Genomic DNA, 13717 nt, shown 5'->3' with positions numbered 1-13717 from the left:
CGTCGGCGCGCCCGCCGACCGAGGAGCAGGAGCGCCCCGCCGCCATGACCGTGACCGAAGCGCCCGTCACCACCGAGCTCGCCGTCACGGGGATGACCTGCGGGGCGTGCGTCGCCCGGATCGAGCGCCGCCTCGGGAAGCTGCCCGGGGTGAGCGCCGAGGTGAACCTCGCGACCGGCCGCGCGACGGTGACGCACTCGTGCGAGCCCGAGCTGCTGGTGACGACGGTGGAGAAGCTGGGGTTCGGGGCCTCCGTTCTGGGCGCCGAGGCCCCCGAGCCGCGTGCGGCCCGGCAGGGCGACGGGTCCGAGGCGACCCTGGACGCCGTCAAGGCGCCCGCCGCCCCCGCCGCCGCGGAGCGCGGGGAGGAGCCCGACCCGGAGCTCTCCGACCTCCGGCAGCGCGCGCTCGTCTGCCTGGCCCTGAGCATTCCCGTGATCGCCGTGGCCATGACGTACGCCTGGCAGTTCCGGTACTGGCAGTGGGCCTCGCTCGTGCTCGCGACGCCGGTCGTGTTCTGGGGCGGCTGGCGGTTCCACAAGGCGGCGGCGAAGCACCTGCGCCACGGGTCCCTGACGATGGACACGCTCGTCTCGGTGGGCGTGCTCGCCGCGTTCGGCTGGTCGGTGTGGACGCTGTTCCTCGGCGACGCGGGGCTCGGCGGGGTGCGGCACCGCATCTCGATCATCCCGGGGCCCGACCAGTTCGGCGGGACCCGGACGATCTACCTCGAGACCGCGGTCGCGATCGTCACCGCGGTGCTGATCGGGCGCTGGATCGAGCTGCGCGGGCGCCGCCGGGCGATGGCCGACGGGGGCGCGGGCGCCGACGAGCGGGCGACCCCGGAGGCGACGCTGCTGGTGGGGGAGCGGGCCCTGCGCGTGCCGGTGGGCACCGTGGAGCTCGGCGACCACGTCGCGGTGCTCGCGGGCGACACCGTGCCCGTGGACGGGGTCGTCGAGCACGGCGCCGCCACCCTCGACGTGGCCGCGATGACCGGCGAGTCGGTGCCGGTCGACGCGGGCCCCGGCACGCGCGTGCTGGCCGGGACGACGGTGGTGTCGGGGCGGGTCGCGGTGCGCGCCACCGGGATCGGGACCGACACCCAGTGGGCGCGCCTGACCCGACGGGTGCAGGACGCCCAGCTCGGCAAGGCCTCCGTGCAGCGCCTCGCCGACCGGATCGCGGGCCGCTTCGTCCCGGTGGTGCTCGTGCTCGCGCTGTTCACGTTCCTGTTCTGGTACAGCGCCGGCGTCGACGCCGGGTACGCGATGGCCGCGACGATGGCCGTGCTCGTCGTGGCCTGCCCGTGCGCCCTCGGGCTCGCCACCCCCACCGCGCTCGCCGTGGCCTCCGGGCGCGGCCGCTCGCTCGGCATCCTGCTGCGCGGCCCGCAGGTGCTCGAGACCACCCGCAGGGTCGACACGGTGGTGCTCGACAAGACCGGCACGGTGACGACGGGCCGGATGAGCCTGCGCGGGCTGCACTCCGCCGAGGACCCCGTCCAGGTGTGGCGGCGGGTCGCGGCGCTCGAGGCCGACGTCGACCACCCCGTGGCCCGGGCGCTCGTGGAGGCCGCCGGCGGGGTCAGCGATGGCACTCCGCGGACGTCCGGTGCCCGCGGTGGCACATCGCTGACATCCGGGGTCGAGGTGCTCGACGGGCTCGGCGTCCGCGGGATCGTCGACGGCACCCCCGCGGTGATCGGCCGCCGCCGCCTCGTCGACGACCTCCCCGCCGACCTGGACGCCGCCCACCGCGACGCCGAGGCCACCGGCGCCACCGCGGTGGTCCTCGCCTGGGCCGACACCGCCGACGGCCCGGTGCGCGCCCGCGCGGTGCTGGTGGTCGGCGACACCGTCCGGGACACCTCCGCCGAGGCGGTCGCCCGGATGCGCGCGATGAAGCTCCGCCCGATGCTCCTCACCGGTGACAACGCGGCCGCCGCCCACGCGGTCGCGGCCGAGGTGGGCATCGCCCCGGACGACGTCGTCGCCGAGGTGCTCCCCACCGAGAAGGCGGACGTCGTCGACCGGCTCCGCGAGGAGGGCCGGGTGGTCGCGATGGTGGGCGACGGGGTCAACGACGCCGCCGCCCTCGCCCGCGCCGACCTCGGCCTGGCCATGGGCACCGGCTCGGCGCTGGCCGTCGACGCCGGCGACCTCACCCTCGTCGGCGACGACCTGCGCTCGGTCACCGACGCGCTGCGCCTCGCGCGCCGGACGCTGTCGACGATCCGCGGGAACCTGTTCTGGGCCTTCGTCTACAACGTCGCCGCGATCCCGCTGGCGGTGTCGGGCCTGCTCAACCCCATGATCGCCGGCGCGGCCATGGGGATCTCGAGCATCTTCGTCGTCGGGAACAGCCTGCGCCTGCGGCGGTTCCGGCCCGGGTCGTGAGAGCCGGCGCCTAGACCGGCGGGGCGATGCGGTCCAGGCGGTCGTCGCCCGGCTGGAGCATGGTGCCGTCGACGACGAGGGCCGGGGTGCCGAAGCCGCCCGACTCCTGGTGGCGCAGGTCGGGGTCCTTCGCGGCACGGGCGAGGTTCTGGGCGACCTCGCCGTTGTGCTTCCCGCCGCGGACGCAGTCGGCGTAGGCGGGGCCGGCGCCGAGGCGCTGCCCGAGGTCGACGAGCTGGTCGGCGGTGTAGCCGGCGCCGCCCTCGTCGGGCTGCGCGGTGTAGAGGCTGACGTGCAGGTCGGGGAAGACGTTGTTCTCCGCCCCGCAGAGCAGCGCGTTCCCGCCGAGGGTCGAGTAGCCGCGGGGCTGCGAGCGCTGGTCGAGCAGGTTCACCAGGTGGTAGCGCACCCGCAGCTTGCCCTCGGCGACGACCTTCGCGATCCGGGCGCCGCCCCGCGCCTCGAACTGGCGGCAGGCGGGGCAGAGCGCGTCCTCGTAGACGTCGAGGGTGTGCGACGACGAGCGCCCGGCGATGACCACGCCGCCGTCGACCTCGGTGGGGAACTGGCTGCCGGCGCGGGTGATGGGGATGGAGCCGGCGGGCGTCATGGGGTCACCGCTCGAGGCGCTGCGCTGGCTGAGCACCACCCCGCCGACCACCAGCGCGAGCACCGCCACCACGACGATCCCGACGATCATCGGGGTCCGGGACCCCCGCCGCGTTGCCGTCACCTGCGTCCGGTTGCCCATGCCGGGGATCTCGGCCGGTGTCGGAGAAACCTGGAGGGGCGGGCCGGTGCGCGGTCGGCCCGATGCGATCAGCGGCGGCTGCGCGCGAGATCGGCGAGCATCGCGTTGTAGGCCCCGAGCTCGGTGTCGCCGTCCCGGTCGGCCTTCCGGTCGTGGCGCCGGCCCTCCACCTCGTCGTGGCGCGACCACTGCACGAGCAGCGCGATGATCACGACGACGAGGGGGATCTCGCCGGCGGCCCAGGCGATGCCGCCGCCGAGGGACTGGTCGCGCAGCAGGTCCGGCACCCAGGGCAGGGCGAGGTCGGCGAAGAACCGCTGCCCGATCACGGTGTCGGCGCCGAGCAGGGCGACGCCGAAGAACGCGTGGAAGGGCATCGAGGCGAGGAGCAGCGCCAGCCGGGCGACGTGGGGGAGCGGGCGCGGGGCGCGGTCGACCCCGATGATCGGCCAGAAGAACAGGTAGCCGGTGGCGATGAAGTGGGCGTACATCAGCTGGTGGGCCCAGTGGTAGGGCAGCGCCGCGTCGAAGAGCCCGGAGAAGTACAGGGCGTAGAACGACCCGACGAACAGCGCGAGCGACACCAGCGGGTGGGTCAGCACCCGCGACACCGGCGAGCCGAGCAGCGAGAGCAGCCAGGCGCGGGGCCCGTCGGGGTCCTCCCGGGTGGGCAGGGCCCGCAGCGTCAGCGTCACCGCGCCGCCGAGCACCAGCAGGATCGGCACGAGCATCGAGAGCAGCATGTGGCTGCCCATGTGCACGCTGAACATCGCCATCGAGTACTCGCCGAAGCCGCTCGTGGTGGTCCACAGCAGCAGGGCGCAGCCGCCCAGCCAGGCGGCGGTGCGCCCGGGCGGCCAGGCGTCGCCGCGGCGGCGCAGGCGGACCACCCCGGCCACGTAGAGCCCGGCGAGCAGGAGTGCCGCGAGGTCGAACAGCACGTTGAAGCGCCCGGGTCCCAGCAGGGCCAGCAGGTCGGGCGGGCCGTCGAGGTCGAACCCGATCTGCGTCTGCTGCGCCGTGGCCGGGCGCAGCAGCCCCGGGGCCAGGCCCGAGCCGAGCAGGCCGCCGACCGCGACCGCCAGGGCAACCACGGCGATCGTCGGGAAGGCCCGGCGGTGCAGGGCGAGCGCGAGGGCGACGAGCACGAGCTGGGCGACGACGAGCAGCCCGTACGGGCTCGCCCAGCCGTCGCGGACGAGGTAGGCCGACGTCACGGCCAGGGCGAGGAGCGCGACCGGGCCGCACACCAGTCCGACGCGCCGGAACCGCCGGGCCACCACGTCGGCGTGGGGACGCCCGAGGTCGGCGTGCCGGCTGACGGCCAGGGCGACCCCGAGCCACACCGCCAGCGCGAGGGCGGCGAGCACGGCGGCGTCGGTGGCGATGTCGTGCCCGCCGCCCACGCTCGCGACCGGCCCCGTCGCCACCGGCGCGACCAGGGCGAGCCCGGCCGGCAGCAGCGCCCCGACGCCGGTGCGCCAGGAGAACGTCGCCAGGCACATCACCGCGGCCACGCCCGAGGCGACGGCGGCGACCAGGAAGCCGGCCGGCTCCTCGAGGGCGGACAGGGCCGCGAGGAAGGCGTCGGGCCGGGAGAGGACCTGCGTGCCGCCGCCGGTCCCGACGACGACCGTGAGCGGCACGAGCGCGCTCGCCGCCACCGCCCACACCGCGGCGGCGAGCCCGGCGCGCCGGATCGCGACGTACCCGTCGGCGGAGAGCCGGCGGGCGTCGCGCCCGGGGACCACGCCGACCGCCGCGACGATCCCGCCGAGCGCGAGCCCGGCCGCGAGCGCGGCGACGACGCGGACCAGCGGCACCGCCACCCGCAGGGACTCCGCCGGGGCGCTGACCCCGAGCGCCGCGAACGGCGCCGTGCCCCACGCCCCGACCGTCACGACGACGAGCACCGCGACGAGGACGGCCCCCGGGACCGCCGCCAGGTACCGACGAGCCACTGCGGCGACCTCCTCGTACGACAGCGTGTCGTACCAGTGTCCCCCTGCTGCCGGGTCCCGGCGCGCGGACCTCGGACGCGAAGCTGAGAGAGCCTGAACACCCCGTACGGTCGACGCGTACCGACTCGGGAGGTCGCCGTGGTGTCAGGCTGGGTGGGCGTCGCGCTCGCGACCGCCTTCGTCCTGACGACGGCGCTGTGCGCGGTGTCGCTCGCGGTGCACGGGGCGCGGCGCACCCGGCGACTCGCGGCCGCCGAGGCGAACCACGTCGTCATGGGCGTGGGGATGATCCTCATGGTCGTGCCGTCGACGGCCGGGCTCGTGTCCCCCACCGTCGGGGTGGTCCTCTTCGGGCTGATGGCGGTGGCGTGGCTCGGCCTGCTGGTTGTGGGCGGGCTGCTCGGCGAGCCCCGCGGCTCGATCATCGGCTGCGGCCGGTGCACCGGACACCCGGTCCACCTGCTCGCGCTCGACGCCGCGATGGTCGTCATGTACCTGGCGATGCTCCCGCCGCCGATGCCGGCCATGCCCGGGATGGAGGGCATGCACCACGGCGCTCACGTCTCGTCGTCGCCGGTGCTCACGGCCGTCGGGGTGGTGCTCGCGGTGTACCTCGCCGCCCACGCGGTGGCGACGGCCGTCGTCCTGCGTCGCACGCCCGAGCCGGTGCCCGCCGGCGGGGCCGCGCTGCCGGCCCCCGTGCGCGTGGCGGTCCGCGGGAACGTGCAGCTGGTGGGGCAGGCCGGCATGGGGCTGGCGATGGCCGCGATGCTGCTCGTGGGCCACTGACCCGTCCGCGGACGCCGCTCTACGAGGCCGCGAACCACCCCGACGGCGCGAGCCCGGCGCCGTTCTCCATCTGCGGGAGGTAGTGGTCGTTGAACACCCGGGCGATGAGCTCGCGGCGGCTGCGCACGCCGACCTTGGTGAACACCTTCTTGAGGTGGTCCTGCACGGTGTAGGCCGACAGGTGCAGGGACTTCGCGATGTCGGCCGTGTCGACGCCCTGCAGGACCTGGGCGACGACGTCGCGCTCCCGCCCGGTGAGCCCGTAGGACGCCACGACCAGCGGGATGATCTCCGGCGGGCGCGCGTCGTCGATCGTGACGACGACGTCGGGCGCCCCGCCGTGGCGGCTGACCAGCGGTGAGGCGTGGGCGACGACCCAGCGGCCGCTCGCGGTGCGCAGCCGGGCCCGCGGGGTCGCGGCCCCCGGCATGGTGCTCATCCGGCGCCCGGCCGCGACGAGGGCCTTGACGATCTGGGGGAGCTGGGCCGCCCCGAGGTCGGCGCACCCGAGGTCGGCGAGGCGCTCCGCCGCGGACAGGTTCGCCTGTGCCACCTCACCCGCGGCGTCGACGACGAGCACGGCCGGTCCCGACAGCTGTGGGCGTCCGTCGTCGCCGACCACGGCGGCGACCAGGCCGCTGCGGAGACCGCGGGCCAGGCCCTCGGAGATCGACCCCACGAACGCCTGCTCGGCCGCGGTGAAGGTGCGGCCGTCGCCGTGGAAGAGCGCGACCCCGCCCCAGACGACGCCGTCGACGCGCAGGGTCGCCCGCAGCTCGTCGGAGAAGTCCCACACCGGGCCGAAGAGCTCCTCGTACCGCCGCGACCGACGCGGGTCGCCGTCGGTGCGCCCGTGCAGGGTGACCGGACCGTGCGCGCCGGAGGACAGGGTGCGGAAGTCGTAGACGTCCTCGACCTCGTACTCGTGGAAGGACCACGCGATGTCGTGGTCGTCGTCGAGGCACCCGCTCTTCACGTTCGCGGTGACGATGTGGGTGCTCGGGTCGACCGAGGCGAAGCAGCTCGCCGCGAACGGCATGGCCCGGCGCAGCGTGTCCATCGCCGTGTGGCCGAACGTCTCCCAGTCGAGGCCGGCGACCGCGAGGGCGTCGATCTGTCCCCGCACGCGCTCGGCGCTCAGAGCTGTCATGTCACGCAGCGTAGGTCAGGGAGTGGCATCCGGGGTATCCCAGATTTCTGGGTGGGCGACTCCCCAGGCTTCTGGGATGGGCCGGTGCCTTCGCCCCGGCCAGGCTTCTCGGCATGACGAACGCCGAGGTCAGCTCCACGGTCCGCATCAACCCGACCACCTGGAATTTGGGCTTCCACTACGACCAGGCCCAGCTCCGCCCGGCACCCACCCAGATACTCACAGTAGCCGGACAGGGCTCCATCGACGCCGACGGCGCCTTCCTGCACGCCGACGACGTCGCCGCCCAGATGGCCCTCGCCATGGCCAACGTCGAGGACCTCCTCGCCCGCGGCGGCATGGACCTGCGCGACGTGACCCGCCTCGTGGTCTACGTGACCGACATGGACGCCGCCCTGGCCGCCTACGGCGCGCTGGTCGAGCGTCTCCTCGCCCTGGGGGCCACCCCGCCGGCGACCCTCGTCGAGGTCTCCCGCCTCGCGATCCCCGGCATGGCCGTCGAGATCGACGCCACCGCCGGCCGATGAGCCCCGCTCCCGAGCGGTCGCTCCCGCCCGGGAGCACCCCGACCACCCCCGCCCCGCCCGCCACCAGCTCACCCCCCAGGAGTCCCGCCATGTCCAGCGTCGCCACGACCACCTCCCCCGCGACCCTTTCGCCCGCTGACCCCGGCTACGCCGCCGCGGTCGCGTGCTTCAACACCGTCCACCGCCCGCACCCCGACCTGGTGGTGGAGGCCCGCAGTCCCGACGACGTCGTCGCCGCGGTCCGCCGGGCCCGGGCCGAGGGCCTCCCGGTCACCGTCCAGGCCACCGGCCACGGCATCGCCTCCGACCTCGCCGGCTCCCTGATGATCTCGACCCGCCACCTCGACGCCGTGGAGGTCGACCCCGACCGGCGCACGGCCGTCGTCGGGGGCGGCGCCACCTGGGACCGCGTCATCGCGGCGACCGCGCCGCACGGCCTCGCGCCGGTCTGCGGGTCGTCCTCGCGGGTCGGCGTCACCGGCTTCCTGCTCGGCGGGGGCCACGGCCCGCTCTCCCGCGAGTACGGCGTGGGCTCGGACCACCTGCTCCGGGCCCGCGTGGTCAGCGGCTCGGGCGCGGTGATCGACACCGACGACGACCCCGACCTGCTCGCCGCGCTGCGCGGCGGCAAGACCGGGTTCGGCGTCGTCGTCGAGGTCGAGATCGCCCTGCACCCCGTGGCGCGCCTCTACGGCGGCGGCATCTTCCTGCCCGGCGAGGCCGCGACGACCGTGCTGCCCGCGTGGCGGGACTGGGTGGCGACCCTGCCCGAGCACGCCTCGAGCTCGATCGCCCTGCTCCGGCTGCCGGCGGACCCGGCGCTCCCGCCGCCCCTGCAGGGCCGCTTCGTCGTGCACCTGCGCTTCACGACGACCGCGTCGGCCGACGACGGTGCCGCGCTCCTGGCCCCGATGCGGGAGCTCATGAGGGGCGAGCGGAGCGACGGGGGAGAGGTCGTGGAGCCGATCGCCGACCTCGTCGGGGAGATGCCCTTCGCGGCGATCGACTCGGTGCACGCCGACCCCACCGAGCCGATGCCGGTGTGGGACTCCTCGGCCCTGCTCTCCGGGCTGCCCGACGCCGCGATCGACGCGCTGCTCGCCGTGGCGGGCCCCGGCGTCGAGACCCCGCTGATCATGGCCGAGCTGCGCCAGTTCGGCGGGGCGATCACCCGGGCCCCGGAGCTCGACTCCGTGGCCGGCCGCGACGCCCCGTTCGGGCTCTACGCGCTGGGCCCGATGGTCCCGGAGGTCGCCGCGGTGGTGCCCGTGGTGGTGAAGGGGGTCGTCGACGCCCTCGCCCCCTGGAGCGTCGGCGCCCTCCCGAACTTCCTGCCGGCCGACCGCGCCGGGGTGCCGGGCGCCCTGTGGGACGACGCCACGCTGGCCCGGCTGCAGGCCACGTCAGCGCGCATGTGGGCCTAGCCCTCGTGAGCACTTTCCGGGGCTATAGCCCCGGAAAGTGCTCACAAGGCGGAGCCACATCACGGCACCCGCACCATCGACCCCTCCGACGGCACCCCGCGGTCGTCGACCAGCACGAGCATGTAGTTCCCGACGGGCAGCGTCTCGAGCCGGCCGGGCAGGGTCACCTCGACCCCGCCCGCGCCGGCTCGGACGTCGAGCGCCACCGAGTACTGGTCGACCGCGGTGACGTGCGTCGAGGACATCAGCCGCATCAGCCGGGCCTTCGTCACGCGCGCGCCGTCGGGGGTCGCCACCGGCACGGTCTGCCCGCGGCGCATCACCGCGGGCGCGTCGGTGATCTCGGGCCGGTCGCCCTGGAACAGGTAGGGCGGGCTGTAGATCTCCACCCGCTGCTCGAAGGTGCCGGGGATCGTGTTGCGCTCGTCGTCGAAGAGCGGGTCGGACCCCGCGGTCAGCACGCGGCCGTCGGGCAGCAGGACCGCCTGGCCGTGGTAGTTGCGCCCGACGTGCGGGTCGGCGGCCTCGACGAGGGTGCCGCCCGGCTCGGGCCCCGCCCGCAGCAGGTGGGCGTCGAGCACGTCCGAGGAGCCCTTGCCGCGGTAGTCGCGCGAGCCGTGGCTGATGAGCATCGAGTCGTCGGGCAGGGTCGTGAGGTTGGGGTAGCGCACCGGGTCGGGCAGCACCGGGCCCGCGCGGAACGCCGGCGAGGCGGCGTCGAGGTCGATCTCGTCGATCCGCCCCGTGGTCAGCGGGCTCTCGCCGATGCCGCCGCCGCCCACGACGACCATCCGCTGGTCCTGCACCGGCCCCAGCCACGCCGAGCCCGCCGTCTCGAGCAGGCTCGGGTCGCGCAGGCCCGGCACGGGCGTGATCACGTTGGTCCCCATGTCCCAGAACCCCGGCGCCCGGCCGGCCTCGGCGGGCCCGTAGCCGGAGTTGGCCCCCGTGTAGAACAGGCGGCCCGGAGCGGCCGTGGTGAACACCGACGGGTAGGTCGGGAAGTACTGCGTCAGGCCCTTGTCCTCGACGAACCGGTTCGTCCGCGGGTCGAAGACCTCGGTCTCGCCGTTGAGGACGTTGCCGATGTTGTCGAGGCCGGAGAGGGCCAGCACCCTCCCGTCGGGCATCGGGGTGAGCGTGGGGTACCAGCGGGCGAAGTCCATGTCGTCGACCCGCGACCAGGTCTCGGCCACCGGGTCGAACGTGAACGCGGCCTCGGTGCCCTGGTAGTTCTGCTTGTCGAGGGTGAGGGCCTCGCCGAGCCCGTAGACGTCCTTCGCGGCCGCCCCGGAGAGCCCCGTGATCGCGTACTGCAGCCCGGGTTGGAGCGTGACGCCCTGGGGCCCGGGGGTCACCGACTCGACGAACACCCGCTCCTCGGCGGCGGTGACGGTCGCGCCGGCCCGGGTCGCCACCTTCGTCGCCGGCGGGACGACGTTCGGGCGGATGGTGCGGTAGGCCTTGCCCTCGGGCGAGACGAACTCGGTGCCGGCGGGGATCTCGCGGCCCACGTCGGGGTTCTCGTTCTTCACCCGCATCGCGCCCGCCGCGTAGGTCACGGCCCCGTCGAGCTTCTCGTAGCGCGCGGTGCCGCCCGCCACGAGCAGGCGACCGTCGGGCAGCAGCGTCTGGCCGGCGCAGAACATGTCGTCGGGGACCGGGATGATTTTCGACTCCCCGGTGGCGGGGTCGTAGAGCAGGCTCTTGAGGGCCCGCGTCGCGAACATGTCCTCCTTGTTGCCCGACCCGGCGATCAGCATGACCTTGCCGGTCGGCAGCAGGGCGGAGTGGATCGCGTTCACGCGCTGGTCGGGCGGCAGGTCGAGGACGTCCCACTTGCCGTACTGCCGCTGGTACTCGACCGAGTTGATCAGGCGCTGGTACTGCCAGTCCTGCACGTAGGCGACCGCCGGCGGCAGGTTGACGCCCACCAGCACGGTGAGCGCGATGAGGGTCAGGACGAGAGGTCGCAGGCGACGCGAATCGCGCAGCACGACACCTCCTCGGGGAGCGAGGGGTTGCGGGGGCCGGGATCAGGCCGCGAGCGGTGGTCCCCGCGGTGCCGGCCGCGTCGCCGGGCGCACGGTGCGCCGGGGTTCTCGACGACGGCCCGGGACGGCCCCCGGGGTGCGTCCGGCCCGGGTGGGGCGGTGCCACCAGCGCCGGGGCAGGACGCGGTCGGCCACCTCGCGCAGGTCGTCGACGAGCCGGGCGCCGCCGAGCAGCAGCACCGCGGCGGCCGCGGTCGCGGCGAGGTGCGCGGCCAGGGCGAGCGCGGTGGCGACGACGTGGTGGTCGGTGGCCGCGAGCACGCCCTCGAGCCCGACCTGACCGAGGGTCAGGACGGTGAGCGCGACCCAGGGCCCGCGGTGGGCGCGCCCGCTGCGCAGGGCCAGCAGTGCGACGGCCGCCGAGACGGCCGCGACGAGCGCGAGCGCCACGGCGGACGGCCGGGCGCCGCCCCCGGAGTGGTGGGCGGCGAGGGCGAGGCCGGCCCCGAGGGCGGCCGCGGCGGGGACACGGTGGACACGGATGTCCGTTCCGTGCCCCGTCGTCCGCATGGCGCCCACTCTAGGCGGGCACGCGGAGTGCCCGGATCTCCTACTGCCGGTAGTTCTCCACCGTCGCGGCGGGGCGCTCGTGGGCCTCGCCCGGGTCCTCGTCGGCGTCGCGGCGGGCCTGGCGCTGGCGCTTGAGGTCGAACAGGCGGTCGCGCTCGACCTGCAGCTCCCGCAGCCGGGCGTGGTCGGAGTCGGACACCCCGCCGTGGCTCTCGCTGCGGAGGGCGTGCTCGGCCCGGGCGTTCTCGTCGATCGCCTGCGCCAGCTCGTCGTCGGTGCGCGGTTCGGTGTCGTCCATGGGCCCCAGCATCACCTCCGGGCCGGGCGGCGTCCAACGCACACGCTGGTCAGGCCGTGGACGGACCGTGCACCGTCCGGTGGCCCGCGCGGATCGCCGCCGCGTACACCGGGCCCAGCAGCCCGGCGCGGGCGAGCGCGGCCCGGGCCGCCGCCGCCCCCGGCCCGCCGTGCACGGCGCCGCCGGGGTGGGCGGACGCGCCGGCGAGGTAGAGCCGGTCGACGGGGGTGTCGGGGCGGCCGAGGCTCGGGGTCGGCCGGAACACGAGCTGCTGGTGCAGGTTCGCCGTCCCGCCCATGAGGGCGCCGCGGACGAGGCTCGGGTCCTGGCGCTGCAGGGTGTCGGGGTCGGACACCGACCGGCCGACGACGAGGTCGCGGAACCCGGGCGCGTGCCGCTCGAGGACGGCCTCCATGCGCCCGACGTGGCGCGCGACCTCGTCGGGATCGCGCAGGGCGTCGTGCGGGACACGGGTGTAGCTCCACAGCGACTCGGTGCCGCGCGGGGACCGCGAGGGGTCGGCGGTGGTGAGCTGGCCGAGGATCAGGAAGGGGTGCTCCGGGACGCGGCCGGCGGCGAGGTCCGCGCCGATGTCGATCAGGCCCCGCGTGTCCGACCCGACGTGCACCGCGCCCGCACCGTGCGCCTCCGGCGCGGTCCACGGCATGCGACCCGAGAGCGCCCAGTCGACCTTGAGCACGGCGTGGTCCCACTGGAACCGGTCGAGGTCGGCCCGCATCCGAGCCGGCAGGTGCTCGTCGCCGACCATCTCGCGGTAGAGGATCGGGGCGGCCACGTCGGCGAGGACGGCCCGCGCCGCCCGGACCGTGCCCCCGGCGCGGTCCACCACCCCGACGGCGCGTCCGTGCTCGACGAGGATCCGGGCCGCCGGCCGGTCGCTCTCGACGCGCCCGCCGCGGGCGTGCAGCCGGGCGACGAGGGCGTCGGTCAGGGCGCCGGACCCGCCCTCGGGCACCGGGAAGCCGACGTCCTGGGCGAGCATCGTGAGCAGCCAGCCGAACGCGGTGCTGCCCGCGCCGGTCGTCGGCACGTCCGCGTGCATCGCGTTGCCGGCCACCAGCACGCGCGCCCCCTCGCCGCGGAACTCCTCCTCGCCGAACCGCTGGGCGGGCAGGACCAGGCGGCGCACGAGCCGCAGCAGCTCGGGTGTCCCCGCGGTCCGCAGCAGGCGGGCGGCCCCGCGGACCGGCGGGAACGGGGCGAGCAGGGCCGCCAGCAGCGGCTCGCGGAGCTCCTGCCACTGCGCCGCCAGCCGGCGCCAGGCCTCGCCGTCACCCGCGCCGAACCGCTCGAGCGAGGCGGCGGTGACGTCGACGTCGCGGGAGACGAGGGCGGCGCGGTCGTCGGGCAGGACGTGGGCGAGCGGCTGCGGCGCGTGGACCCAGCGCAGGCCGTGGGCGCCGAGGTCGAGCCCGCGCAGGACGGGGGAGGCGACCCCGAGCGGGTAGAAGGCGCTGCCGAGGTCGGTGCTCCACCCGGGAGCGGCGAGGTCCGCGCTCCGGGTGGCCCCGCCCAGGGTGCCGGCCGCCTCGAGCACGTGGACCGACCAGCCGGCGTCGGCGAGCAGGTTCGCCGCCACCAGCCCGTTGTGTCCGGCTCCGACGACGACGGCGTCCGCGCGCTCGTTGTCGCCGGAGGGCCTGCTCATCGGCCGGTGGCCATGGGATCGGTCCTGTCGTCGTGGGGGATCGTGGTGTCGTCGGCGGCGTGATGGCCCCGGCCGCGGCGGCCGCAAACCACTCCCCGGTCCACCGCTCGGAGCAGGGAGCCGATTGCGGCCTCGCCGCCCGCGGGTAGGCCTTCGCAATCCCGGTTGAACCGCCAGCCGACATC

11 protein-coding genes are annotated in these 13717 nt (G+C 75.7%); 4 read left to right on the top strand and 7 right to left on the bottom strand.

Translation table 11 applies throughout. From position 1 onward, the window contains the following. Nucleotides 1-44 precede the first annotated feature (44 nt). A complete protein-coding gene (locus ACFPBZ_RS18140; RefSeq protein ID WP_378037498.1) occupies nucleotides 45-2399 on the top strand; it encodes a heavy metal translocating P-type ATPase in 2355 nt (784 codons plus the stop codon). Between the two features lie 10 nt (nucleotides 2400-2409). Here ACFPBZ_RS18140 and ACFPBZ_RS18135 read toward each other — a convergent pair whose 3' ends face one another. Together ACFPBZ_RS18135 and ACFPBZ_RS18130 are read right to left on the bottom strand one after the other, a co-directional pair. Then, nucleotides 2410-3150, bottom strand: a complete 741-nt coding sequence (locus ACFPBZ_RS18135; RefSeq protein ID WP_378037497.1) for a DsbA family protein — start codon at nucleotides 3148-3150, stop codon at nucleotides 2410-2412. Between the two features lie 68 nt (nucleotides 3151-3218). Further along, nucleotides 3219-5111, bottom strand: coding sequence for a cytochrome c oxidase assembly protein (locus tag ACFPBZ_RS18130; RefSeq protein WP_378037496.1), 1893 nt, complete (start codon nucleotides 5109-5111; stop codon nucleotides 3219-3221). 138 nt (nucleotides 5112-5249) lie between these two features. On the opposite strand from ACFPBZ_RS18130, the gene ACFPBZ_RS18125 reads away from it, so the two are divergent. Next, nucleotides 5250-5900, top strand: a complete 651-nt coding sequence (locus ACFPBZ_RS18125) for a DUF5134 domain-containing protein (RefSeq protein ID WP_378037495.1) — start codon at nucleotides 5250-5252, stop codon at nucleotides 5898-5900. A gap of 19 nt (nucleotides 5901-5919) precedes the next feature. On the opposite strand, the gene ACFPBZ_RS18120 is transcribed toward ACFPBZ_RS18125, so the two are convergent. After that, a complete protein-coding gene (locus ACFPBZ_RS18120) occupies nucleotides 5920-7050 on the bottom strand; it encodes a response regulator transcription factor (protein ID WP_378037494.1) in 1131 nt (376 codons plus the stop codon). 113 nt (nucleotides 7051-7163) lie between these two features. On the opposite strand from ACFPBZ_RS18120, the gene ACFPBZ_RS18115 reads away from it, so the two are divergent. After that, the gene (locus ACFPBZ_RS18115; protein WP_378037493.1) at nucleotides 7164-7577 is read left to right on the top strand and encodes a RidA family protein; all 414 of its coding nucleotides are present in this window, start codon (nucleotides 7164-7166) and stop codon (nucleotides 7575-7577) included. 89 nt (nucleotides 7578-7666) lie between these two features. Next, nucleotides 7667-9001 carry an FAD-binding oxidoreductase gene (locus tag ACFPBZ_RS18110; protein WP_378037492.1) on the top strand — a complete coding sequence of 445 codons (1335 nt, stop codon included), beginning with the start codon at nucleotides 7667-7669 and terminating at the stop codon, nucleotides 8999-9001. A gap of 59 nt (nucleotides 9002-9060) precedes the next feature. On the opposite strand, the gene glxA is transcribed toward ACFPBZ_RS18110, so the two are convergent. The 4 genes from glxA to ACFPBZ_RS18090 are packed head-to-tail and all read right to left on the bottom strand — an operon-like array spanning nucleotide 9061 to nucleotide 13532. After that, the gene (gene glxA, locus ACFPBZ_RS18105; protein ID WP_378037491.1) at nucleotides 9061-10998 is read right to left on the bottom strand and encodes a radical copper oxidase GlxA; all 1938 of its coding nucleotides are present in this window, start codon (nucleotides 10996-10998) and stop codon (nucleotides 9061-9063) included. A gap of 39 nt (nucleotides 10999-11037) precedes the next feature. Next, a complete protein-coding gene (locus tag ACFPBZ_RS18100; protein ID WP_378037490.1) occupies nucleotides 11038-11565 on the bottom strand; it encodes a hypothetical protein in 528 nt (175 codons plus the stop codon). Nucleotides 11566-11605: 40 nt separating this feature from the next. Then, complete coding sequence (locus tag ACFPBZ_RS18095) at nucleotides 11606-11863, bottom strand: DUF2630 family protein (protein ID WP_378037489.1); 258 nt, start codon at nucleotides 11861-11863, stop codon at nucleotides 11606-11608. Between the two features lie 49 nt (nucleotides 11864-11912). Beyond that, nucleotides 11913-13532, bottom strand: coding sequence for a phytoene desaturase family protein (locus ACFPBZ_RS18090; protein ID WP_378037488.1), 1620 nt, complete (start codon nucleotides 13530-13532; stop codon nucleotides 11913-11915). Nucleotides 13533-13717 lie beyond the last annotated feature (185 nt).

Origin of the sequence: Actinomycetospora atypica, from assembly GCF_042653685.1 — a bacterium.
Classification (GTDB): Bacteria; Actinomycetota; Actinomycetes; order Mycobacteriales; family Pseudonocardiaceae; genus Actinomycetospora; species Actinomycetospora atypica.
This window is presented reverse-complemented; position numbering and strand designations above follow the sequence as displayed.

Excerpts from the sequence above, each read along its gene's own strand:
- ACFPBZ_RS18135 (WP_378037497.1), bottom strand. The coding sequence starts at position 3,150 with ATGGGCAACCGGACGCAGGTGACGGCAACGCGGCGGGGGTCCCGGACC.
- ACFPBZ_RS18115 (WP_378037493.1), top strand. The coding sequence starts at position 7,164 with ATGACGAACGCCGAGGTCAGCTCCACGGTCCGCATCAACCCGACCACC.
- ACFPBZ_RS18095 (WP_378037489.1), bottom strand. The coding sequence starts at position 11,863 with ATGGACGACACCGAACCGCGCACCGACGACGAGCTGGCGCAGGCGATC.
- ACFPBZ_RS18110 (WP_378037492.1), top strand. The coding sequence starts at position 7,667 with ATGTCCAGCGTCGCCACGACCACCTCCCCCGCGACCCTTTCGCCCGCT.
- ACFPBZ_RS18120 (WP_378037494.1), bottom strand. The coding sequence starts at position 7,050 with ATGACAGCTCTGAGCGCCGAGCGCGTGCGGGGACAGATCGACGCCCTC.
- ACFPBZ_RS18140 (WP_378037498.1), top strand. The coding sequence starts at position 45 with ATGACCGTGACCGAAGCGCCCGTCACCACCGAGCTCGCCGTCACGGGG.
- ACFPBZ_RS18100 (WP_378037490.1), bottom strand. The coding sequence starts at position 11,565 with ATGCGGACGACGGGGCACGGAACGGACATCCGTGTCCACCGTGTCCCC.
- ACFPBZ_RS18090 (WP_378037488.1), bottom strand. The coding sequence starts at position 13,532 with ATGAGCAGGCCCTCCGGCGACAACGAGCGCGCGGACGCCGTCGTCGTC.